The organism is Atlantibacter subterraneus (genome assembly GCF_007570865.1).
In the GTDB taxonomy this organism is placed as follows: domain Bacteria; phylum Pseudomonadota; class Gammaproteobacteria; order Enterobacterales; family Enterobacteriaceae; genus Atlantibacter; species Atlantibacter subterraneus.
Map to the genome: position 1 here is coordinate 74,830 of NZ_VLPS01000005.1, position 22,983 is coordinate 97,812.

The 22,983-nt window shown below is 57.3% G+C and carries 19 protein-coding genes; 7 read left to right on the forward strand and 12 right to left on the reverse strand.

The window, feature by feature from the left end:
* Window positions 1-12 precede the first annotated feature (12 nt).
* A complete protein-coding gene (locus FND52_RS10195) occupies window positions 13-1,380 on the forward strand; it encodes an NCS2 family permease (RefSeq protein ID WP_125295333.1) in 1,368 nt (455 codons plus the stop codon).
* A gap of 55 nt (window positions 1,381-1,435) precedes the next feature.
* Here FND52_RS10195 and FND52_RS10200 read toward each other — a convergent pair whose 3' ends face one another.
* The gene (locus FND52_RS10200) at window positions 1,436-3,379 is read right to left on the reverse strand and encodes an FAD-dependent oxidoreductase (RefSeq protein WP_144130708.1); all 1,944 of its coding nucleotides are present in this window, start codon (window positions 3,377-3,379) and stop codon (window positions 1,436-1,438) included.
* A 529-nt stretch (window positions 3,380-3,908) separates the two neighbouring features.
* On the opposite strand from FND52_RS10200, the gene FND52_RS10205 reads away from it, so the two are divergent.
* A complete protein-coding gene (locus FND52_RS10205) occupies window positions 3,909-5,357 on the forward strand; it encodes a nucleobase:cation symporter-2 family protein (protein ID WP_144130709.1) in 1,449 nt (482 codons plus the stop codon).
* Window positions 5,358-5,410: 53 nt separating this feature from the next.
* Here the strand turns inward: FND52_RS10205 and lysS are convergent, their stop codons facing one another.
* From lysS to xerD, 5 genes are all read right to left on the reverse strand, one after another.
* Window positions 5,411-6,928 (reverse strand): lysine--tRNA ligase, encoded by a 1,518-nt coding sequence (gene lysS, locus FND52_RS10210; protein WP_144130710.1) that lies wholly within the window; start codon window positions 6,926-6,928, stop codon window positions 5,411-5,413.
* A 9-nt stretch (window positions 6,929-6,937) separates the two neighbouring features.
* Window positions 6,938-8,036, reverse strand: a protein-coding gene (gene prfB / locus FND52_RS10215) for a peptide chain release factor 2 (RefSeq protein ID WP_125295337.1) whose coding sequence is annotated in 2 segments (ribosomal slippage) — window positions 6,938-7,960 and window positions 7,962-8,036 — 1,098 coding nt in all. Because the reading frame shifts where the segments join, the coding sequence is not laid out codon by codon here.
* Window positions 8,037-8,132: 96 nt separating this feature from the next.
* Window positions 8,133-9,866, reverse strand: coding sequence for a single-stranded-DNA-specific exonuclease RecJ (gene recJ / locus FND52_RS10220; protein WP_144130711.1), 1,734 nt, complete (start codon window positions 9,864-9,866; stop codon window positions 8,133-8,135).
* Window positions 9,867-9,869: 3 nt separating this feature from the next.
* Window positions 9,870-10,583, reverse strand: coding sequence for a bifunctional protein-disulfide isomerase/oxidoreductase DsbC (gene dsbC, locus FND52_RS10225; RefSeq protein WP_125295339.1), 714 nt, complete (start codon window positions 10,581-10,583; stop codon window positions 9,870-9,872).
* 25 nt (window positions 10,584-10,608) lie between these two features.
* Window positions 10,609-11,508 carry a site-specific tyrosine recombinase XerD gene (xerD, locus tag FND52_RS10230; RefSeq protein ID WP_125295350.1) on the reverse strand — a complete coding sequence of 300 codons (900 nt, stop codon included), beginning with the start codon at window positions 11,506-11,508 and terminating at the stop codon, window positions 10,609-10,611.
* 101 nt (window positions 11,509-11,609) lie between these two features.
* Between xerD and fldB the strand changes: the two genes are divergently transcribed.
* Window positions 11,610-12,131, forward strand: coding sequence for a flavodoxin FldB (fldB, locus tag FND52_RS10235; RefSeq protein ID WP_144130712.1), 522 nt, complete (start codon window positions 11,610-11,612; stop codon window positions 12,129-12,131).
* 4 nt (window positions 12,132-12,135) lie between these two features.
* Here the strand turns inward: fldB and FND52_RS10240 are convergent, their stop codons facing one another.
* The gene (locus FND52_RS10240; protein WP_144130713.1) at window positions 12,136-12,555 is read right to left on the reverse strand and encodes a protein YgfX; all 420 of its coding nucleotides are present in this window, start codon (window positions 12,553-12,555) and stop codon (window positions 12,136-12,138) included.
* Window positions 12,536-12,802 carry an FAD assembly factor SdhE gene (gene sdhE / locus FND52_RS10245; RefSeq protein WP_125295342.1) on the reverse strand — a complete coding sequence of 89 codons (267 nt, stop codon included), beginning with the start codon at window positions 12,800-12,802 and terminating at the stop codon, window positions 12,536-12,538. Before sdhE ends, FND52_RS10240 begins: the two co-directional genes overlap by 20 nt.
* A 258-nt stretch (window positions 12,803-13,060) precedes the next feature.
* Here sdhE and ygfZ point away from each other — a divergent pair, with 258 nt between their 5' ends.
* Window positions 13,061-14,047, forward strand: coding sequence for a tRNA-modifying protein YgfZ (gene ygfZ / locus FND52_RS10250; RefSeq protein WP_144130714.1), 987 nt, complete (start codon window positions 13,061-13,063; stop codon window positions 14,045-14,047).
* 34 nt (window positions 14,048-14,081) lie between these two features.
* Here the strand turns inward: ygfZ and trhA are convergent, their stop codons facing one another.
* Complete coding sequence (trhA, locus tag FND52_RS10255; RefSeq protein ID WP_125295344.1) at window positions 14,082-14,741, reverse strand: PAQR family membrane homeostasis protein TrhA; 660 nt, start codon at window positions 14,739-14,741, stop codon at window positions 14,082-14,084.
* A 129-nt stretch (window positions 14,742-14,870) separates the two neighbouring features.
* Window positions 14,871-15,182, reverse strand: coding sequence for a N(4)-acetylcytidine aminohydrolase (gene yqfB / locus FND52_RS10260; RefSeq protein ID WP_144130715.1), 312 nt, complete (start codon window positions 15,180-15,182; stop codon window positions 14,871-14,873).
* 119 nt (window positions 15,183-15,301) lie between these two features.
* Here yqfB and FND52_RS10265 point away from each other — a divergent pair, with 119 nt between their 5' ends.
* The 3 genes from FND52_RS10265 to FND52_RS10275 all read left to right on the forward strand — a co-directional run bounded on the left by FND52_RS10265 (window position 15,302) and on the right by FND52_RS10275 (window position 19,181).
* Window positions 15,302-16,033 carry a MurR/RpiR family transcriptional regulator gene (locus FND52_RS10265; protein ID WP_144131002.1) on the forward strand — a complete coding sequence of 244 codons (732 nt, stop codon included), beginning with the start codon at window positions 15,302-15,304 and terminating at the stop codon, window positions 16,031-16,033.
* 123 nt (window positions 16,034-16,156) lie between these two features.
* Window positions 16,157-17,590, forward strand: coding sequence for a 6-phospho-beta-glucosidase (locus FND52_RS10270; protein ID WP_125295346.1), 1,434 nt, complete (start codon window positions 16,157-16,159; stop codon window positions 17,588-17,590).
* Between the two features lie 199 nt (window positions 17,591-17,789).
* Entirely contained in the window at window positions 17,790-19,181 is a 1,392-nt protein-coding gene (locus FND52_RS10275) for a cytochrome-c peroxidase (protein ID WP_144130716.1), read from the forward strand.
* Between the two features lie 24 nt (window positions 19,182-19,205).
* Here FND52_RS10275 and FND52_RS10280 read toward each other — a convergent pair whose 3' ends face one another.
* A complete protein-coding gene (locus tag FND52_RS10280; protein WP_144130717.1) occupies window positions 19,206-19,949 on the reverse strand; it encodes an SDR family oxidoreductase in 744 nt (247 codons plus the stop codon).
* A 61-nt stretch (window positions 19,950-20,010) separates the two neighbouring features.
* Window positions 20,011-22,884: an aminomethyl-transferring glycine dehydrogenase gene (gene gcvP / locus FND52_RS10285; protein WP_144130718.1), complete on the reverse strand. Its 2,874-nt coding sequence runs from the start codon at window positions 22,882-22,884 to the stop codon at window positions 20,011-20,013.
* Window positions 22,885-22,983 lie beyond the last annotated feature (99 nt).

The following is a 22,983-nucleotide window of genomic DNA, read 5'->3' on the forward strand; positions in this document are numbered from 1 at the left end:
GAGGGCATTCTTATGTCTGGCGATACGCTACACACACCCAATACCGCGCAGCCGCGCAGTGCACTGGACCATTTTTTCAAAATCTCCGAGCGCGGCAGCACCACGCGCCAGGAGATACTGGCGGGTTTAACCACTTTTCTGGCGATGGTCTATTCGGTCATCGTGGTGCCGGGGATGTTAGGCAAAGCAGGCTTTCCGCCTGGCGCAGTTTTTGTCGCAACCTGTCTGGTGGCGGGCTTTGGCTCGCTGCTGATGGGGCTATGGGCGAACCTGCCGATGGCCATCGGCTGCGCCATTTCTCTTACCGCGTTTACCGCCTTCAGCCTGGTACTCGGCCAGCAGATCAGCATTCCGGTGGCGCTGGGCGCGGTATTTCTGATGGGGGTGATTTTCACCGCCATTTCCGTAACCGGTGTGCGCACCTGGATCTTACGTAATCTGCCGATGGGCATCGCCCATGGCACCGGGATCGGCATTGGCCTGTTCCTGCTGCTGATTGCCGCCAACGGCGTCGGCATGGTGATCAAAAATCCGCTGGAAGGTTTACCGGTTGCACTGGGCGCGTTTACCTCTTTCCCGGTGTTGATGAGCCTGCTGGGGCTGGCGATGATCTTCGGGCTGGAAAAATCGCGCATTCCCGGCGGGATCCTGCTGGTGATTATCGGCATTTCGATCATCGGGCTGATTTTCGATCCGGCGGTGAAATACCACGGGCTGGTGGCGATGCCGAGCCTGAGCGGTGAAGACGGCAAGTCGCTGATCTTCAGCCTCGATATTATGGGCGCGCTACAGCCGCACGTGCTGCCCAGCGTGCTGGCGCTGGTGATGACCGCGGTGTTTGACGCCACCGGCACCATCCGCGCCGTGGCGGGCCAGGCGAACCTGCTGGATAAAGATAATCAGATTATCAACGGCGGCAAGGCGCTAACCAGCGACTCGGTGAGTTCGATTTTCTCCGGGTTAGTGGGCGCAGCACCGGCGGCGGTGTATATCGAATCGGCGGCGGGGACGGCGGCGGGCGGTAAAACCGGCCTGACGGCGGTGGTGGTCGGCGCGCTGTTTCTGCTGATCCTGTTCTTATCACCCCTGTCGTATCTGATACCGGGTTACGCTACCGCGCCTGCGCTGATGTACGTTGGCCTGCTGATGCTGAGTAACGTTTCAAAACTCAACTTCAACGACTTTATCGACGCCATGTCCGGCCTGGTGTGCGCGGTGTTTATCGTACTGACCTGTAACATCGTCACCGGGATTATGCTGGGCTTCGTAACGCTGGTGGTTGGTCGGGTGTTTGCCCGGGAATGGGATCGCTTAAACATCGGCACCGTCGTGATTGCCGCCGTATTAGTGATTTTCTACGCCGGAGGCTGGGCGATTTAACGATCTGAGCAACAAAAAAACCCGCTTCGCGAAGCGGGTTTTTTATTGGCGGTAACTAAACGGCCAGCTGGCTTGCGGCGTTGCGCTCAAACATCGCCAGCATATCCCGCGCTGCCTGATGCCCGGCCGCCATCGCCGTGACCACCAAATCCGCGCCGTGGACCGCATCGCCCCCGGCAAACACGTTATCGCGGGTGGTTTGCGTTGCCAGCCGCCGCGTACCGCCGGTAATGATTAACCCGTCGTCGTCGCGCCGCACGCCGCTGCCCTGCAACCACGGCATAGCGTGAGGCCGGAAGCCGAACGCCATAATCAGCACATCGGCAGGCAGTTCAAATTCAGAACCGGCTATCGGCTGGGGACGCCGCCGCCCATCGGGGCCCGCTGCGCCCATTTCGGTGCGAATCAGCCCAATGCCGCTCACCTGACCACGTGCATCGCGGGCGATATACTGCGGCTGGACGTTAAATAAAAACTCCACGCCCTCCTCCCGGGCGTTGGTCACTTCTTTACGCGAGCCGGGCATACTGGCTTCATCCCGACGATAGGCGCAGGTGACGCTGGCCGCCTCGCGCCGCACCGAGGTACGCAGGCAGTCCATGGCGGTATCCCCGCCGCCCAGCACGACTACCTGCTTGCCTTTCAGCTCGGTCCACGGGTAGTCGGATGAATCCTCCAGCCCCATTACTCGCCGGGTATTGGCGATTAAAAACGGCAGCGCCTGAATAACGCCCGGCGCGTCTTCATGCTCCAGCCCGGCGGTCATCAGTCCATAGGTGCCCATCGCCAGGAATACGGCGTCGTACTCTTCGGTTAGCTGATGGAACGACATATCGCGGCCAATCTCGCAGTTAAGATGAAACTGAATGCCCATCTCGCTGAAGATTTCGCGCCGCTGGCTGAGCAGCGATTTATCCAGTTTGAACGGCGGAATACCAAAGGTCAGCAGCCCGCCGATTTCCGGATGGCGATCGAACACGTCAACCTTCACGCCTTCGCGCGCCAGGAAGTCGGCGCAGCCCAGCCCGGCAGGCCCCGCGCCGATCACCGCCACGCGCTCCCGGCGCGGCAGTGCGGCAACAAAGCTGGGCCGCCAGCCCATTTTCAGCGCGCTATCGGTGATATAGCGTTCGATATTGCCGACGGTCACCGCACCGCTGCGGTTTTTCAGGGTGCAGGCCCCTTCACACAGGCGATCCTGTGGACAAACGCGACCACAGATTTCGGGTAACGAGCTGGTCTGGTGGGAAAGCTGTGCCGCCTCTTTAATTCGCCCCTGCTGAACCAGGCGGATCAAATCAGGAATGGCGTTATGCACCGGGCAGGTCCAGTTGCACCAGGCTTTCTGCGCACAGTACAGGCAGCGCTCGCTTTCATAGCTGGCCTGCGCCTCGTCCAGCCCATGGTAGATTTCATCAAAATGGGTTTTGCGCTCGGCGGCGGCGCGCTTTTCGGCCCCCTTGCGCGGCGGTTTACGCAGGATGATTTTATTCTGCGGCTCCGGCATAAACCCCTGCGGGTTCGCCGCCTGTAACTGACGGGCGCGGCGCAGTTTGCCAAGCCCGTTGCCGTCCATGATGCGTAACGCCTGGGTCGGGCAGTGAGAAACGCAGGCGGGCTGGGCGCTCTCTACCGACTGGCATAAGTCGCATTTTTGGGCCAGCAAACCCTTTTCATCAGCCGTAACGACAACATCAATCGCGCCAAACGGGCAGGCCACCAGGCAGCTCTTACAGCCGATACAGCGCGTTGAATCCAGTTGGATAGCGTCGTTGTCATAGTGCAGCGCCTCCACCGGGCAACTCTTGACGCAGGGCGCGTCCAGGCAGTGCTTACAGGTCACCGCGCTGCTGTGTTCGCCGTTGAATATGACGCGAATGCGCGGCAAAAAATCGCTGCGCTGCTGCGGCCAGCCGTCGTTATGCGCAACCACACAGGCAACCTCACAAGCGCGACAACCGATACACTCCCTGCTATCGGCGACAATCAATCTGTTCATAGGCATCCTTTATGTTTCGGTTTGTGAAATTACGTTTCTGGAAACAATGCAAGAACCGGGCGATGTTGTGATTTCCCGTTCGGGAGAGTGAAATGTTGTGAATACGGTCAAATTAATCGCGCCAGAACTGTGGCAAGCGGTTTTCTTCGGCAGGGGTTACGCTCTCAGAATGAGAGGCGGAAATGATGCGTAAAGAACGATTTTATCCTCACGCGATCCTGAGATAAGCGATCCACAATGAATCGCCGGTTTTATCAATCTGAGAATCCCCGGTTTTATCAAATGCAAACGCTTGCGTCGCTCCTCTGCCTGACGGCGATTCCAGGCGGCAACTTTGTGAACTCCCCCGCGTTTTAACCACTTCCTTTGCCCTGAACGAAAAACTGGCACTTTCTGAGCATGGTGTCACGGGTTGGCAACCGTAATCACATCACGGCAGATCCGGGTCGTCTCAGACCGTCGTCAGAGGAAGCCGTATTCACGCAGGCAGCGCCTGGTCTGCTCGCGGGTTAACAAAAGGATGGAATTCATGAGTACGCTTGATTCACGACCACAAACGCTCCCTCAGGATAACGCCGCGCCGACGGACGAAGTCGACCGCGTGTTGTCCCCGGCAAAACTGTGCATTCTCGGATTACAGCATGTGCTGGTGATGTATGCCGGCGCGGTGGCGGTGCCACTAATGATTGGCGACCGGCTTGGGCTGGATAAAGAAACCGTCGCGCTGTTAATCAGTTCCGATCTGTTCTGCTGCGGCGTGGTCACGCTGCTGCAATGCCTGGGCGTGGGCCGATTTATGGGGATCCGCCTGCCGGTAATTATGTCGGTAACCTTCGCCGCCGTAACGCCGATGATCGCCATTGGCCTGAACCCGGATATCGGTCTGACGGGGATCTTCGGCGCGACGATCGCAGCAGGCGCTATCACCACGCTGCTGGCTCCGGTAATTGGTCGTTTGATCCCGCTGTTTCCGCCGCTGGTCACCGGCGTGGTGATCACCTCGATCGGGCTGAGCATTATTCAGGTAGGTATCGACTGGGCGGCGGGCGGCAAAGGCAATCCGCACTACGGCGCGCCGGTTTACCTGTGCATCTCGTTTGCCGTGCTGCTGTTTATCCTGGTGGTGACCCGCTTTGCTAAAGGATTTATGTCTAACGTGGCGGTACTGCTGGGGATTGTGTTTGGCTTTGTGCTGTCGCTGATGGTCAATGAAGTGAATCTGGCGGGCCTGCATGATGCCAAATGGTTTGCCATCGTCACGCCGATGGCGCTGGGTACGCCGGTGTTTGATCCGGTGTCGATCCTCACCATGACCGCCGTGTTGATTATCGTGTTTATCGAATCAATGGGGATGTTTCTGGCGCTGGGGGAAATCGTCGGGCGCAAACTGACGTCGCAGGATATCGTGCGCGGCCTGCGGGTGGACGGCGTCGGCACGCTGTTCGGCGGATTGTTTAACAGCTTTCCGCACACCTCGTTTTCACAAAACGTCGGGTTGGTGAGCGTGACCCGCGTCTACAGCCGCTGGGTGTGCGTGGCGGCGGGGATCATTTTGATACTCTTCGGTATGGTGCCGAAAATGGCGGTGCTGGTGGCGTCTATTCCGCAATTCGTGTTGGGCGGCGCGGGGCTGGTGATGTTCGGAATGGTGCTCGCCACGGGCATTCGCATTCTCGCCCGCATCAACTACACCACTAACCGTTATAACCTTTATATTGTGGCCATCAGCCTGGGCGTGGGGATGACGCCGATGCTGTCGCACAACTTTTTCTCGCAGTTCCCCGCCATGCTCCAGCCGCTGTTGCACAGCGGGATCATGCTGGCGACCTTTAGCGCGGTGACGCTAAACCTGTTTTTCAACGGTTACCATCCGCAAACCGGCCTGGCGGAAGAGCCATCCTGCGTCAGCGGGAAATCGGTGAGAACGGTGCGGATGTGGCTGCTGCTGCGCAAAGTGAAGAAGAACCGGGACGAGTGAAATAAAAAAAGGCACCGGTCCTGAAAACCGGTGCCTGTTGCAGAGCAGAAAACTTATTTAACCGGACGCATCGCCGGGAACAGGATCACGTCGCGGATGGTGTGGCTGTTGGTGAACAGCATAACCATACGGTCGATACCAATGCCCAGACCTGCGGTCGGCGGCAGACCGTGCTCCAGCGCGGTCACGTAGTCTTCGTCGTAGAACATCGCTTCGTCGTCGCCCGCATCTTTGGCATTCACCTGATCCTGGAAACGCTGCGCCTGATCTTCCGCATCGTTCAGCTCGCTGAAGCCATTGCCGATTTCACGGCCACCGATAAAGAATTCAAAGCGGTCGGTAATTTCCGGGTTCTCGTCGTTACGACGCGCCAGCGGAGAGACTTCTGCCGGGTATTCGGTGATGAAGGTCGGCTGGATCAGATGCGCTTCCGCTACTTCTTCGAAGATCTCGGTCACGATACGGCCCAGGCCCCAGCTCTTCTCAACCTTGATGCCGATGGATTCAGCAATCGCTTTGGCGGAGTCGAAGTTGTCCAGATCGGCCATATTGGTTTCCGGACGGTATTTCTTGATCGCTTCGCGCATGGTCAGTTTTTCGAACGGCTTGCCGAAGTCGAACACTTCATCGCCGTAAGGCACTTCGGTTTTGCCCAGCACGTCCTGCGCCAGGGTGCGGAACAGCGATTCGGTCAGCTCGATCAGATCTTTGTAATCCGCATACGCCATATAGAGTTCCATCATGGTGAACTCAGGGTTATGACGCACCGAGATGCCTTCGTTACGGAAGTTACGGTTGATTTCGAACACGCGTTCGAAGCCGCCAACCACCAGACGCTTCAGATACAGTTCCGGCGCGATACGCAGGTACATGTCCAGATCCAGCGCGTTGTGATGGGTGATAAACGGACGGGCAGACGCGCCGCCAGGGATCACCTGCATCATCGGGGTTTCCACTTCCATAAAGCCACGGCCCACCATGAACTGACGGATGCCCGCCAGAATCTGGGAACGCACTTTGAAGGTGTTGCGGGATTCATCGTTGGAGATGAGATCCAGGTAACGCTGACGGTAGCGCGCTTCCTGATCCTGCAGGCCGTGGAATTTGTCCGGCAGCGGGCGCAGGGCTTTGGTCAGCAGACGCAGTTCCGTACAGTGGATCGACAGCTCGCCGGTTTTGGTTTTAAACAGCTTGCCGCGTGCCGCCAGGATATCGCCCAGATCCCACTTTTTAAACTGCTCGTTGTAAACGCCTTCCGGCAGATCGTCGCGGGCAACGTACAGCTGAATGCGGCCGCCAACGTCCTGCAGGGTCACGAAAGAGGCTTTACCCATAATGCGGCGGGTCATCATACGACCGGCCACCGCTACTTCAACGTTCAGCGCTTCCAGCTCTTCGTTTTCTTTGCCATCGAATTCAGCGTGCAGTTGGTCAGAGGTGTGGTCGCGACGGAAGTCGTTCGGGAATGCGACGCCCTGCTCACGCAGCTGCGCCAGCTTGTCGCGACGGGTCTGGAGTTCGTTATTAAGATCGGCTACCGCATCAGCGTTCTGCGCGTGTTGTTCAGACATGTTGGTTCCTCATAACCCTGCTTTCAAACTTGCTTCGATGAATTTGTCCAGATCGCCATCCAGCACCGCCTGCGTGTTACGGGTTTCAACACCGGTACGCAGATCTTTGATGCGGGAATCATCCAGTACGTAAGAGCGGATCTGGCTGCCCCAGCCGATATCCGATTTGTTGTCTTCCAGCGCCTGTTTCTCAGCGTTTTTCTTCTGCATCTCAAGCTCATACAGCTTCGCTTTCATCTGCTTCATGGCCTGATCTTTGTTCTTGTGCTGAGAACGGTCGTTCTGGCACTGCGTCACCGTACCGGTCGGAATGTGGGTGATACGCACCGCGGATTCCGTACGGTTAACGTGCTGGCCGCCCGCGCCGGATGCGCGGTAAACGTCGATGCGCAGATCCGCCGGGTTGATTTCGATATCGATATCGTCATCCACTTCCGGGTAGACAAACGCAGAACTGAACGAAGTATGGCGACGGCCACCGGAGTCAAACGGGCTCTTACGCACCAGGCGATGAACGCCGGTTTCAGTACGCAACCAGCCGAACGCGTATTCGCCGGAGATCTTGATGGTGGCGGATTTAATACCGGCCACTTCGCCTTCGGATTCTTCGATGACTTCGGTTTTGAAGCCGCGCGCTTCAGCCCAGCGCAGGTACATACGCAGCAACATGCTGGCCCAGTCCTGGGCTTCGGTGCCGCCGGAACCGGCCTGCAGGTCGAGATAGCAGTCGGCGCTGTCGTATTCGCCGGAGAACATGCGGCGAAATTCCAGCTGCGCTAATTTGGCATCGAGCTGCTCCAGCTCAACAACGGCTTCGTTGAAGGTTTCTTCATCGTCGGCTTCCACCGCCAGTTCCAGCAGGCCGGAAACATCTTCCAGGCCCTGGTTTAGCTGGTCCAGCGTATCGACGATGGCTTCCAGCGACGAGCGCTCTTTACCCAGCGCCTGGGCGCGTTCGGGCTCGTTCCAGACGTCAGGCTGTTCGAGTTCAGCGTTTACTTCTTCGAGACGTTCTTTCTTTGCATCGTAGTCAAAGATACCCCCTAAGAACGTCGGTGCGCTCGGTGAGGTCCTGAATACGGTTTTTTACCGGGTTAATTTCAAACATGGTCAGTATGATCTTTAAGTGATGACGGTAGTCAGAATGCGGTCGTAAGGGCGAAAGTTTACCGGAAATTCGCCCTTTTTTATAGCGAAACTGGCGTTAAAGCGGCCAGAGATGGTCGATTATTAGCTGCAGGCTGCGATTGCCGCGAAACTCGTTGATATCCAGCTTGTAAACGATTTCCACCTCGCGCACGCCCGCGTCGGGCCAGCGGGCGGTATCAACGTTAAAGGCGATGCCATCTAACAGCGGGCCGCCCTGCGCCGGTTCCAGCATGACTTTGAGGTGCCGCTCGCCCACCAGCCGCTGCTGCAACAGGCGAAAACGGCCGTCAAACGCCGGTTCCGGGAACGCCTGGCCCCACGGTCCGGCATCACGCAGCATCTCTGCGATTTCCAGCGTCATCTCCTGGGGCTGTAGCGGGCCGTCGGACCACACTTCCCCTTCCAGTAACGCCGGGTCGAGCCATTGCTCTACCAGTTCAGCGAAGCGCTGCTGGAAGGCCTCGATTTTTGAGGCTTCCAGCGACAGGCCCGCCGCCATGGCGTGGCCGCCGAATTTAAGTATCAGTCCCGGATTCAATGTATCGAGGCGCTCCAGCGCATCGCGCAGATGCAGCCCCGGAATCGAACGGCCTGAGCCTTTAAGCGTGCCGTCGCCCGCAGGCGCAAAGGCGATGACCGGACGATGGAACCGCTCTTTGATGCGCGATGCCAGAATACCCACTACGCCTTGGTGCCACTCGGGATGATAAATCGCCAGCCCGACCGGCAGTTCGTCAGCGCTTTTCAGGCAGGCGTCGCACAGCGCCAGCGCTTCTGCCTGCATGCCCTGCTCGATCTCTTTACGCGTCTGGTTTAACGCGTCCAGTTCATTCGCCAGCACCCGGGCCTCGCCAGGGTTATCGCACAGCAGCAGCGCCACGCCCACCGACATATCGTCCAGCCGCCCGGCAGCATTCAAACGCGGCCCGAGAGCGAATCCCAGATCGCTTGCCGCCAGCTTTTGCGGATCGCGGTTGGCGATTTCCAGCAGCGCGCGAAGGCCCGGTCGGCATTTCCCGGCGCGGATGCGGCTCAGTCCTTGCCAGGTCAAAATGCGGTTATTGGCGTCGAGCGGCACCACGTCCGCCACGGTGCCTAATGCCACTAAATCGAGATATTCCGCCAGATTGGGAATGGCGATACCCTGCTCGTCAAACCAGCCTTTGTCGCGCAGGTGGCTGCGCAGCGCCAGCATCAGGTAAAACGCCACGCCAACGCCCGCCAGCGATTTCGACGGAAATTCACAGTCCGCCAGGTTGGGATTGATGATGGCTTCGGCGGCCGGTAGCGTCGCCCCCGGCAGGTGGTGATCGGTCACCAGCACCGGAATACCGTAGCGGTGCGCGTGCTCGACCCCTGCATGGGAAGAGATGCCGTTGTCCACCGTCATGATCAGCTCAGCGCCCAGCGCTTTGGCCTGATCCACCACTTCCGGGCTTAAGCCGTAGCCGTCTTCAAAACGGTTTGGCACCAGATAACCGATCTCTTTCCCGCCAAGGCTGCGCAGCGCCAGCACGCTGAGCGCGGTGCTGGTTGCGCCGTCGGCGTCAAAATCACCCACCACCACAATGCGCTGCCCGGTTTTAAACGCCTGATACAGCATTTCAACGGCGGCGTTGATGCCGGTTAGCTGCTGCCAGGGCAGCATGCCTTTTACGCTGCGCTCAAGATCTTGCGCGCCGCGCACGCCCCGGCTGGCATACAGCCGTTTTAGCAGCGGCGAAAGCATCGGCGGCAGCACGGCGGTTTCATCCACCGTTCGCCGACGGAGTTGCGATTGTTGCGTCACCCGTTATTGCCCGCTGGTCTGTTTCTGATGTTCGTCAAGGAAGGCTTTCATCTCTTTCGGCCCCTGATAGCCCGGCACCACATAGCCATTGCTTAGCACAATCGCCGGGGTACCGGTCACGCCGAACTGCACGCCCAGCGCGTAGTGATCGGCGATGTCGATATCGCAGCTGGCGGCGGGTACGGATTTGCCGCTCATGGCATCATCAAAGGCTTTATTGCGATCTTTGGCGCACCAGATGGATTTCATGTCTTTCTCCGCCTGGCTCTGGATGCCCTGACGCGGGAACGCCAGATAACGCACGGTGATACCCAGCGCGTTATAGTCTTTCATCTCTTCGTGAAGTTTGTGGCAGTAGCCGCAGGTGATGTCGGTGAACACGGTGATCACGTGTTTTTCCTGCGGGGCTTTATAAACAATCATCTCTTTTTCAAGCTGGACGAGTTTGCCCATCAGCAGCTTGTTGGTCACATTGACTGGCGAACTGCCGCTGACGTCATACAGCGGCCCCTGGATAATGTGTTTGCCGTCTTCGGTGACATACAGCACGCCGCTACTGGTCAACACGGTTTTCAGGCCGGGCACCGGAGACGCCTGAATATCCGCGCTTTGCACGCCCAGTTTCGCCAGAGATTGCTTAATGACCGCATCGTCAGCGTGAACCATACCGGAAACAGTGGCTGCCAGTAGCGTCAGCAGCATAAAGCCTTTTTTCATAACATGTCCTTTAGTCAGCAAGCACTTACGCACGCGGGTGATGCTGTTGATGAAGTTGCCGCAGGCGTTCAGTCGCCACGTGCGTATAAATTTGGGTTGTTGATAAATCGCTATGGCCCAGCAGCATTTGTACTACGCGCAGATCCGCACCGTGATTAAGCAAATGCGTGGCGAAGGCATGGCGTAAAACGTGAGGCGAGAGTTTATCGCTATCAATACCTGCCAGTGTGGCGTAATGCTTAATGCGATGCCAGAAAGTCTGGCGCGTCATTTGTTGCGCGCGGTTACTCGGGAACAGCACATCGCTGGACTGGCCGTTAAGCAGCCACGGGCGGCCATGTTCAAGATACTGCTCCAACCAGTGCACCGCCTCTTCGCCCAGCGGCACCAGACGCTCTTTGTTGCCTTTCCCCACCACGCGCACCACGCCCTGACGCAGGCTGATATCGCTCATCACCAGCCCCACCAGTTCAGACACGCGTAGCCCGGTGGCATAAAGCACTTCGAGCATCGCCTTGTCGCGAAGTTCAATCGGGTTGCCTTCCAGCGCGGGGGCCTGCAACAGTCTGTCAACCTGCGCTTCGCTTAAATCCTTCGGTAAGCGCTGGGGCAATTTCGGCGAGGCCAGTTGAGCGCTGGGATCGTCCGGGCGAATTTTTTCCCGGTACAGATGCTGGAACAGCCGACGAACCGCGCTGAGCAGGCGCGCAGAACTGGTGGCTTTATAGCCGCCGTCGACGCGTTCGGCGAGCAACCCCTGGAGATCATCACGACCGGCGGAAAGTAAATCCCGCTCGTGGTGATGAAGCCACTGCACCAGCATCGTCAGGTCCCGACGATAGGCGCTAAGGGTATTTTCCGACAGATTGCGCTCCAGCCAGAGCGCATCCAGAAACTGTTCGACGCGGGTAAGATCCTGTTCCACACGAGCCTCTCGTTTATCATGCAGGGTTGCATTATGCATGATAGCGGCCGCGATCTGGTACACTGAGCCACCCGCACAGCAAGAAATGAGATGTAATCGCGATGAAAATGGGTCTTTTTTATGGTTCCAGCACCTGTTACACCGAAATGGCGGCGGAAAAAATCCGCGACATTATCGGGCCGGAGCTGGTGACGTTACATAACCTGAAAGATGACGCCCCGGTGCTGATGGCGCAGTACGATGTGTTGATCCTCGGCATTCCGACCTGGGATTTTGGTGAGATTCAGGAAGACTGGGAAGCCGTCTGGGACCAACTGGACACGCTGGATCTCGACGGAAAAATCGTTGCGCTGTACGGCATGGGCGACCAGCTTGGCTATGGCGAATGGTTCCTCGACGCCCTCGGCATGCTGCACGATAAACTGCTGCCAAAAGGTGTGAAGTTTGTGGGCTACTGGCCGACAGAAGGATATGAATTTACCAGCCCGAAACCGGTGATTGCTGATGGTCAGCTTTTCGTCGGCCTCGCGCTGGATGAAACCAATCAGTACGATCTTAGCGATGAGCGTATTGAACAGTGGTGCGAGCAGATACTGGCGGAAATGGCCGAGCATTTCTCCTGAGTGATTATAACGGGCGGCCGCTTTGCGGTTGCTGTAACAGCACCCGGCGCAAATCGCGCCATTCACTGGCATCCATGCTGTCCGCCGCCAGCCATAAATGCTGGCTGCGTTGAGTGCCTGGATGCCGCAAGCGCAGCAGCATACCGCTTTGCAGCATCCACGGCGCGCCTATCAGCTCCCATTCCACACCCTGCCAGCGCAGCCGATAATCCATCGTCAGTTTTACCTCGCCCTGCAGCGAATGAATACGCCGCTGGCTGCGCACGCAATCAAACACTACCAGCGACAGTAAAACCAACCAAACCGGCATATAACTCAGCGGCCAGGGCAGCAGTAAGATCACCGCTGCGACAATGCCGTGCAGCATGAGGGAAAACCACTGTGCGCGCCACGAGACGCGCAGATCAGATTGCCACAGGACCACGATCCCGGTTCCGCGTCTGAATCAGTTGCACCATGCGCTGCAGCTCAGGGTCCGCAGGCTTACCGTGATTCATTAACCAGTTAAAAAGATCGGGGTCATCGCATTCGAGCAGGCGAATAAACACGTGTTTATCGTCATCGCTCAGAGCATCGTACTCGTGTTCAAAGAACGGCATGATAGAGATATCCAGCTCACGCATCCCGCGACGGCACGCCCAGTGAATACGGGCTTTATTGTTAATATCCATGACTGCTTTCCTGGGTAATCACTCTGGAAGATGCCAGCTAGTGTAACTCTTTTTCGGCACTTCATTTAATGGAATGTTGTCATTTACGCGTCACCTTCCAAAAAACCTTATTAAAAATGAAACTATTAGGCGATTTTTGCGTGAAAGCGCGTAAAACAAAAAGACGGCACGAATGGCAATATCAAAGCGCTTGCAATGTCTTGTGGCTCTTTTACCATTAGTCTCATTCGACTCTGCATCATGAACCGGGGCACTTTTATGGCATTTAATCCGTTTCCACCGCGTCAGCCAACAGCTGCCGCTCGACTGCCTTTAACGCTGATTTCTCTTGAAGACTGGGCGCTGGCGACTATTACCGGCGCTGATAGCGAGAAGTATATGCAAGGCCAGGTGACTGCAGATCTTGCGCTGATGACGGAAAACCAGCATTTGCTGGTGGCTCACTGCGATGCAAAGGGCAAAATGTGGAGCAATCTGCGCCTGTTTCGCCAGAATGACGGCTTCGCCTGGATCCAGCGCCGCAGCGTGCGCGACGCCCAGCTCACCGCACTGAAAAAGTATGCCGTGTTCTCGAAGGTGACTATCGCGCCGGACGACAATGCGGTGCTGTTAGGCGTGGCCGGTTTCCAGGCGCGCGCCGCGCTGGCGAACCACTTTTCGTCCCTGCCGGACGCAGATAACCCAGCGGTCCATGTTGACGACACCACCCTGCTGTGGCTGCCGCTGCCTGCGGAGCGTTTTCTGCTGATTACCACAGAAGAGAAAGCCCAGCAGCTCACTGAAAGCCTGCGTGGTGAAGCGCAGCTTAATGCCAGCCAGCAGTGGCTGGCGCTGGATATCGAAGCCGGTTATCCGATTATCGATGAAGCCAACAGCGCGCAGTTTATCCCTCAGGCGACCAACCTTCAGGCGTTTGGCGGCATCAGCTTTAAAAAAGGCTGCTATACCGGCCAGGAGATGGTGGCACGTGCGAAATTCCGCGGTGCCAACAAGCGCGCGCTCTGGACGCTGGTCGGTAACGCCAGCCGCACGCCTGCGCCAGCGGAAGATCTGGAATTAAAAATGGGTGACAACTGGCGTCGTACCGGGACCGTGCTGGCCGCCGTGAAGCTGGATGACGGCACCGTGCGCGTTCAGGTAGTGATGAATAATGACATGGAAAGCGCCAGCGTCTTCCGGGTGCGTGATGAACCCAGCCATACCCTGGCGATTGAGCCGCTGCCGTATTCGTTAGAAGAAGCGTGATGACAGGCCCCTCGCAGACCGCGAGGGGTGTTTTTTAATGCTGGCCGACGTACAGATAAATCGCCAGGAAGTGGCACACGCTGCCGCCCAGCACAAACCCGTGCCAGATTGCGTGGTTGTACGGAATACGTTTACATACGTAGAAAATTACGCCCAGCGAATAGACAATCCCGCCAGCCGCTAACAGCGTGACTCCACCAAGCGCGAGTTTTTCCGTTAACTGATAAATCACAATCAGCGACAGCCAGCCCATCGCCAGATAAGTCACCAGCGACAGCACCTTAAAGCGGTGCGCGATGGTTAATTTAAACAGTATGCCCAGCAGCGCTAATCCCCAGATGACAATCATCAGGGTGCGCGCCAGCGGTGAATCAAGCCCCACCAGTAAAAACGGCGTGTAGGTCCCGGCAATCAGCAAATAGATTGCGCAGTGGTCGAACTTTTTCAGCCAGATTTTTGCTCTGGCATGGGGGATGGCGTGGTACAGCGTTGACGCCAGAAACAGCAAAATCATGCTGCCGCCGTACAGGCTGTAGCTGGTGATCGCCATAACGTTAGCGTTGGCATCCACCGCCTGGATCAGCAGCAGTACTAATCCAACGATCCCAAACACCAGCCCGATACCGTGGCTGATGCTGTTGGCTATTTCCTCAGCCAGTGAATATCCCTTCTCAATTAATGGTTTGCTAACCATAAGGCGACTCCGGGGAAACTGAATATAAAAGCAGCTTCACTAGCCTAATTGAGAATGATTTCAGTGTACACCTGTTCGCTAAAATATTTATTTTACCGGGTGTGTACGGCGGGGGAGCACTGCCAAAAGCTATGCAGAAACCACTTCGAAAGCAATTACATATAACTGCGTCACGCCGGGGTAAATGTCGTTAATAACATCGCGCAGTACTTCAAGCGTCATATTCTCCTGATGGGCATGTTCGTCGGTTAATGCGCTCAACGGCGTTGGCGTGACGCTCAGAACCTTGATGGTGCAGAAATAACCGTCGTCCTCGTAGCGCCCTACCCGCAGAATTTGCTCCGGTTCGAAGTGCGCCTCGCTCTCGTCGCGAATAGTGATGGTTTTACGACCGGCCAGAATGTCGCTCTCAAAGCGCTGAAAGAAGGTGATATCGTTCATAGGGTTCTCATTAACATCATGTTCAGGATGCGGGGATATTACCTTTCCCGGGGTGGGTTCAACACCACAATTCCAGTATCCTTGAACCAGTGCATGAAAAAGGATCGCTCGCCGTGACGATATTCACCCATTCCGCCGTCGCCAGCCTGAATAACATCGAAATGATGGTCTATAACTACGTCATTAAAAATCGCGACAAAGTGATGTATATGACCATCCGCGAGCTGGCTGAAGCGGTGGGAGTTTCAACGACCACGGTGCTGCGCTTTTGCCGCAAGCTCAACTGCGACGGTTACTCCGAATTCCGGGTGCGCTTTAAGCTTTATCTGGAACAAAACGAACCTCAGCAGGCCAGCTTCGGGGCCAGCGAGATCATCAGCTTTTTCCGCAGCGTGAATAACGACGAGTTTGAGCAACTGCTGGATCGGGCCGTGGATATCATCCTGGCCTCAGAACGGATTATTTTTGTCGGCGCGGGAACCTCCGGTTCGCTGGCAAAATACGGCGCGCGCTTTTTCTCCAACGTCGGGAAATTCAGCAATCATATTGACGATCCCTACTTCCCGGTGACCAACGATATGGCGAAAAATGCGCTGGCGATTGTCCTGTCGGTTTCCGGCGAAACGGCGGAGATCCTGCGCTTCGCCAGCCAGTTCAGCCTGCATCATTGCAAAGTGCTGTCGATCACCAGCCACGATAACTCATCGCTGGCGAAACTGGCCGATTTTAATCTCTCGTGGCACATCCCCCAGACCCGCATCGCGGGCGTTTACGACATCACCACCCAAATCCCGGTGGTCTATATTCTTGAGACTCTGGGCCGCAAAATCGCCGGTAAAATGGGGGAATAAAACACCCTGTTTTCTGGCGGTGACAAGTCACAACTTGTTGATTTTGTTATATCGTGACATTTGCTTTTCCTTTTGCCAGACTCGCCTTCAACTCCTGTCTCACTACGTTCTGGGATATCTACGATGAAAAAACTGACTTTACCCAAAGACTTTTTATGGGGTGGCGCGGTCGCCGCGCACCAGGTTGAAGGCGGCTGGAATAAAGGCGGCAAAGGCCCCAGCATTTGCGACGTGTTGACCGGCGGCGCGCACGGCGTTCCGCGTGAAATCACCGCCAGCGTGGAAGCGGGAAAATACTATCCCAATCATGAAGCCGTGGATTTCCATGGCCGCTACAAAGAAGATATCAAGCTGTTCGCGGAGATGGGCTTTAAATGCTTCCGCACCTCCATCGCCTGGACGCGTATTTTCCCGAATGGCGATGAGCAAACCCCAAACGAAGAGGGTTTACAGTTCTACGACGACATGTTCGACGAGCTGTTGAAGTACAACATCGAGCCGGTGATCACCCTGTCCCACTTCGAAATGCCGCTACATCTTGTACAGCAATACGGCGGCTGGACACACCGTAAAGTGGTTGATTTCTTTGTGCGCTTCGCCGAAGTGGTGTTCGAGCGTTACAAGAACAAGGTCAAATACTGGATGACCTTTAACGAGATCAACAATCAGCGCAACTGGCGCGCCCCGCTGTTCGGCTACTGCTGTTCCGGCGTGGTATACACCGAGCATGATAATCCGGAAGAGACCATGTATCAGGTGCTGCATCACCAGTTCGTTGCCAGCGCGCTGGCGGTGAAAGCGGCCCGTGGCATCAACCCGGCGATGAAGGTCGGCTGCATGCTGGCAATGGTGCCGCTGTACCCGTTCTCCTGTAAGCCTGAAGATGTGATGTTTGCCCAGGAATCGATGCGCGAGCGTTATGTCTTTACCGACGTGCAACTGCGCGGCTACTACCCGTCCTATGTACTGAACGAATGGGAGCGTCGCGGCTTCAACATCAATATGGAAGACGGCGATGAGCAGGCGTTGCGTGAAGGCACCTGCGATTATCTGGGCTTCAGCTATTACATGACCAACGCGGTGAAAGCCGAGGGCGGCAGCGGCGATGCGCTATCCGGTTTCCAGGGCAGCGTCCCGAACCCGCATGTAAAAGCGTCCGACTGGGGCTGGCAGATTGACCCGGTTGGCCTGCGCTACGCGCTGTGCGAACTGTATGAGCGCTATCAGAAGCCGCTGTTTATCGTTGAGAATGGCTTCGGCGCGTACGATAAGGTGGAAGACGACGGCAGCATCAATGACGATTACCGTATTGATTACCTGCGCGCCCACGTTGAAGAGATGATCAAAGCGGTGACTTACGACGGCGTGGATCTGATGGGCTATACCCCGTGGGGCTGCATCGACTGCGTATCCTTCACCACTGGCCAGTACAGCAAGCGTTACGGCTTTATCTATGTGAATAAACACGACGATGGCACCGGGGATATGTCCCGCTCCCGCAAGAAAAGCTTTAACTGGTATAAAGACGTCATCGCCAGCAACGGCGAAAAACTGTAATCCAGCCAGGGGCCTTAGCGCCCCTTTTTATTGTGCAATCATTAACTACATTGATGAAACCTATCCCAATGATAGGCCCGGCTTGTAAAATTTATTGATACCCATCAAGGGGTAGAATTCCCGCACTGACACTATGCCCTTTCAGGAACCAGATAGTTTTCGGTCTCTGAGACCTCATTCACCTTGAAGGGATAATAAGATGAAAAACCTCACTAAACTGGCGCTGGGTATTGTGGGCGTCGGTCTTGTAGGCTATCTCGGGCTCGTGGCGTATGTCTATCACCACGACAGCGAGCGTAATAGCCGTGCTTTGACTCAAACCTCTGCTTCACCGCAAAACAACAAAGTGCTGGCGATCATGCGCGACAAAGGGTGTGACTATTGCCATACCGTGTCCAGCGATCTGCCGTTCTATTCCTCACTGCCCGTCGCGAAGCAGCTGATGAATTACGACATGCATCTTGGCTACAAATCGTTCAACCTCACTCCGCTGCGCCAGAGCCTGATTGACGACACGCCCGCGCTGCAAAGCGATTTGACCAAAATCGAATGGGTGATGGAGCATCAGACCATGCCGCCGACGCGTTACACCGCCCTGCACTGGGACGGCAAAATGAGCGACGAAGAGCGTGGCGTGGTGCTCGACTGGATCAAGGCCCAGCGCCTGAAGTATTACGCTGCTGACGACATGGCGGAGCAGCACCGCAACGAGCCGGTCCAGCCGATCCCGCAAACCGTCCCTTACGATGCGCGCAAAGCCGCGCTGGGCTTCCGCCTGTATCACGATCCGCGCATCTCCGATGACAACTCCATCTCCTGCGCCAGCTGCCACCAGCTCGGCGCGGGTGGCGTGGATGGCCGTAAAACCTCAACTGGCGTGCGCGGCGAAATCGGGCCGATTAACGCCCCAACTGTGTTTAACTCGGTGTTTAACGTGGTGCAATTCTGGGATGGCCGCGCGCCGGACCTGAAAGCCCAGGCAGGTGGACCGCCGCTCAACCCGATCGAAATGGCGTCTAAATCCTGGGATGACATCACCGCCAAACTCAATCAGGACGCGATCCTCAAGCGCGATTTCAGCGCCGTCTATCCGGAGGGCTTAAGCGGCGACACCATTACCGACGCCATCGCCGAGTTTGAGAAAACGCTGATTACCCCCAACTCGCCGTTCGATAACTATCTGCGCGGCGATGAAAACGCGCTGACCGCCCAGCAAAAACAGGGCTGGAAGCTGTTCAAAGACAACAAATGCGCCACCTGCCATACCGGGGTAATCCTTGGCGGAAGAACCTTTGAACCGCTGGGCCTGAAGAAAGAGTTCACGTTTGGCGACGTACTGCCAGCGGATATTGGTCGTATGAACGTCACCCATGACGAACGCGACCGCCTGCGCCAGAAAGTGCCGACGCTGCGTAACATCGCACTCACCGCGCCGTATTTCCACCGTGGCGACGTGGCGACTCTGGATGAAGCGGTAAAACTGATGCTGCGTTACCAGGTGGGCACCGAACTGCCGCAGTCCGATGTGGACGACATCGTGGCATTCCTGCAAAGCCTGAACGGCGTGTATAAACCCGCGCCGCTGGAGTAACCCTACCGCCGCCCGCAAGGGCGGCTACTTGCCCCCCGCTAGATCGATAAAGCTGCCGGTCACGTAAGACGCGCTGTCGCTTACCAGCCAGGCGATGGCCTGCGCCACTTCTTCCGGCTGCCCGCCACGCCGCATCGGGATAGCAGGCGCAACGCGATCCACTCGCCCCGGCTCGCCGCCGGAGGCATGCATCTCGGTATAGATAAAGCCTGGCCGCACGCCGTTAACGCGGATCCCCTGCGCCGCCACTTCCAGCGACAGCCCGATGGTCAGCGTGTCTACCGCGCCCTTCGACGCCGCATAGTCAACGTATTCCCCCGGCGACCCCAGCCGCGCCGCCACCGAAGAGACATTAACAATCGCCCCGCCGCTGCCGCCGTGTTCGGTGGACATCCGCTTTACCGCTTCCCGGCAGCATAAGAAATAGCCGGTCACGTTGGTGGACAGCACGCGATTAATCCGCTCGGCAGTGAGGTATTCAACGCGGCACTGGGTAGCAAGAATGCCCGCATTGTTAACCAGAACGTTAACCGGTCCCCAGGCCTCGTCGATGGCGGTAAACATCGTCACCACCTGCTGCTCGTCAGAGACATCTGCCTGCCAGGCCAGGGCTTCGCCGCCCGCCCGCGTGATTTCTTCAACTACCTCCTGCGCGGCCTGCCGATCGCGATGATAATTCACCACCACCCTCAGCCCTTGTTGCGCCAGTAATAGCGCAGTGGCTTTGCCAATTCCCCGGCTGCCGCCGGTAATCAATGCAATGGACATAAAATCTCCCAAAAAAATAAGGGCACCGAAGTGCCCTTACAGGATAAAACAACGCGCTGCGTTACTGATATTCGCTCATCGGCACGCAGGAGCAGAACAGATTACGGTCGCCGTACACATCGTCCAGACGCTTAACCGTCGGCCAGTATTTATTGGCGTGGCCTGCCGGGAACACCGCCAGCTCGCGGCTGTACGGGTGCGCCCACTCTTCGGCCAGTTCGTTCTGGGTATGCGGCGCGTTAACCAGCGGGTTATCGTCCAGCGGCCATTCGCCTTTCGCCACGCGATCGATCTCCTCGCGAATGGTCAGCATCGCATCAATAAAGCGGTCCAGTTCCAGTTTGCTTTCCGATTCGGTCGGCTCAACCATCAGGGTGCCGGCTACCGGGAACGACATGGTTGGCGCGTGGAATCCGTAGTCGATTAAACGCTTGGCGATGTCCAGCTCGCTGATGCCGGTCTGCTCTTTCAGCGGACGAATATCAAGGATGCACTCGTGTGCCACGCGGCCATCGCGCCCGGTATACAGCACCGGGAACGCGCTTTTCAGACGCGTCGCAATGTAATTGGCGTTGAGGATCGCCGTCTGGCTGGCACGCTTAAGACCCTGGGCACCCATCATGCGGATGTACATCCAGCTGATAGGCAGGATCGACGCGCTGCCGAACGGTGCGGCGGAAACCGCACCCTGACGGGTCAGCATACCTTCAATCTGTACCACGCTGTGGCCCGGCACAAACGGGGCCAGATGCGCTTTCACGCCGATCGGACCCATGCCCGGGCCGCCGCCGCCGTGCGGAATACAGAAGGTTTTATGCAGGTTAAGGTGCGAGACATCCGCGCCGATATGGCCTGGTGTGGTGATGCCCACTTGGGCGTTCATGTTCGCGCCGTCGAGGTAAACCTGGCCGCCAAACTGATGCACCACGTTGCATACTTCGCGAATGGTCTCTTCGTACACGCCGTGTGTCGACGGATAGGTCACCATGATGCACGACAGCTGGTCGCCCGCCTGCTCGGCTTTGGCGCGTAGATCGGTCAGATCGATGTTGCCCTGCTTATCGCACGCCACGACCACCACCTGCATCCCCGCCATCTGCGCAGACGCCGGGTTGGTGCCGTGAGCAGACGCCGGGATCAGGCAGATATCGCGATGGCCTTCGTTGCGGCTTTCATGATAGTGACGGATAGCCAGCAGACCGGCGTATTCGCCCTGCGCACCGGAGTTCGGCTGCATGCACAGCGCGTCGTAACCGGTGAGTTTCACCAGCCAGTCGGAGAGCTGCGCGATCATCTGATGATAGCCTTCGGCCTGATCTACCGGGCAGAACGGATGTAACTCGGCAAATTCCGGCCAGGTGATGGGGATCATTTCCGCCGCCGCGTTAAGCTTCATGGTGCAGGAGCCCAGCGGGATCATCGCCTGGTTGAGCGCCAGATCTTTACGCTCCAGAGCGTGCATGTAGCGCATCATCTCGGTTTCGCTGTGATAGCGGTTAAACACCGGGTGAGTCAGGATCGCGTCCTGGCGCAGCATGGCGTCCGGGATCGAGCGGCTGTCGTGCGCCACGTCTTTATCCAGCTCGCTGATATCCAGCCCGTGGTTGTCGCCCAGCAGCACGTCAAACAGGTTCAGCAGATCCTGACGGGTGGTGGTTTCATCAAGGGTGATACCCACCGCGTTCAGCACGTCGCTGCGCAGGTTGATTTCTTTGGCCTGGGCACGGCTCAGCACCGCGGCTTTATCAGCGATTTCGACGCACAGCGTGTCGAACCAGCTGCTGTGGCGCAGTTTCAGGCCTTTATGTTGCAGGCCCGCCGCCAGGATATCGGTCATACGGTGGATGCGATCGGCGATGCGCTTCAGGCCTTTCGGGCCGTGGTAAACCGCATACAGGCTGGCGATATTGGCCAGCAGCACCTGGGAAGTACAGATGTTGGAGTTGGCTTTCTCGCGGCGGATATGCTGTTCGCGGGTCTGCATCGCCATACGCAGCGCGGTGTTGCCCGCCGCATCTTTAGAAACGCCGATGATGCGGCCAGGCATAGAGCGTTTATGCTCATCGCGCGCGCCGAAGAACGCCGCATGCGGGCCGCCGTAGCCCATCGGTACGCCGAAGCGCTGGGCGGAGCCGAATACGATATCCGCCCCCTGATGGCCCGGCGCAGTCAGCAATACCAGCGCCATAAAATCAGCGGCCACGCTGACCACCACTTTGCGCGATTTCAGTTCAGCAATCAGCGCAGCGTAATCATGCACTTCGCCCGTGGTGCCGACCTGCTGCAACAGCACGCCGAACACGTCCTGATGGTCGAGCACTTTATGCGCGTCATCGACAATCACGTCAAAGCCAAAGGTTTCGGCGCGGGTACGCACCACGTCCAGCGTCTGCGGGTGTACGTCAGCCGCCACGAAGAAGCGGTTCGCGCCCTTGAGTTTGCTGACGCGTTTGGCCATTGCCATGGCTTCCGCCGCTGCAGTGGCTTCATCCAGCAGCGAGGCCGACGCGATGTCCATGCCGGTCAGATCGATGGTCACCTGTTGGAAGTTGAGCAGTGCTTCAAGACGGCCCTGGGAAACTTCCGGCTGGTACGGCGTATAGGCGGTGTACCAGCCCGGATTTTCCAGCATATTGCGCAGGATCACCGGCGGCGTGTGCACGGCGGCATAGCCCATACCGATAAAGGTTTTAAAACGTTTGTTGCGGGCGGCGATGGCTTTCAGTTCAGCCAGCGCCGCGAATTCGGTGGTCGCCTCGCCGATAGCGGGCGGCGTCGCCAGCTGAATGTCCGCCGGGACAATTTGCGCCGTCAGGGCATCAAGGGAGTCCGCGCCAACGGTTTTGAGCATGGTGTGTAGCTGCTCGCTATCCGGGCCGATATGACGGTCAATAAACGCGTCGCGGTTTTCCAACTGGTCGAGGGTCTGGGTCATGAGCGAGGGTTCCTGAAACGTGCAGTGAATCGGTTGGTAACGGGTGATACTCGAAAAACTGTTCATGTTGCAGAAGCCAGCGCCCCTGCAACATGAATG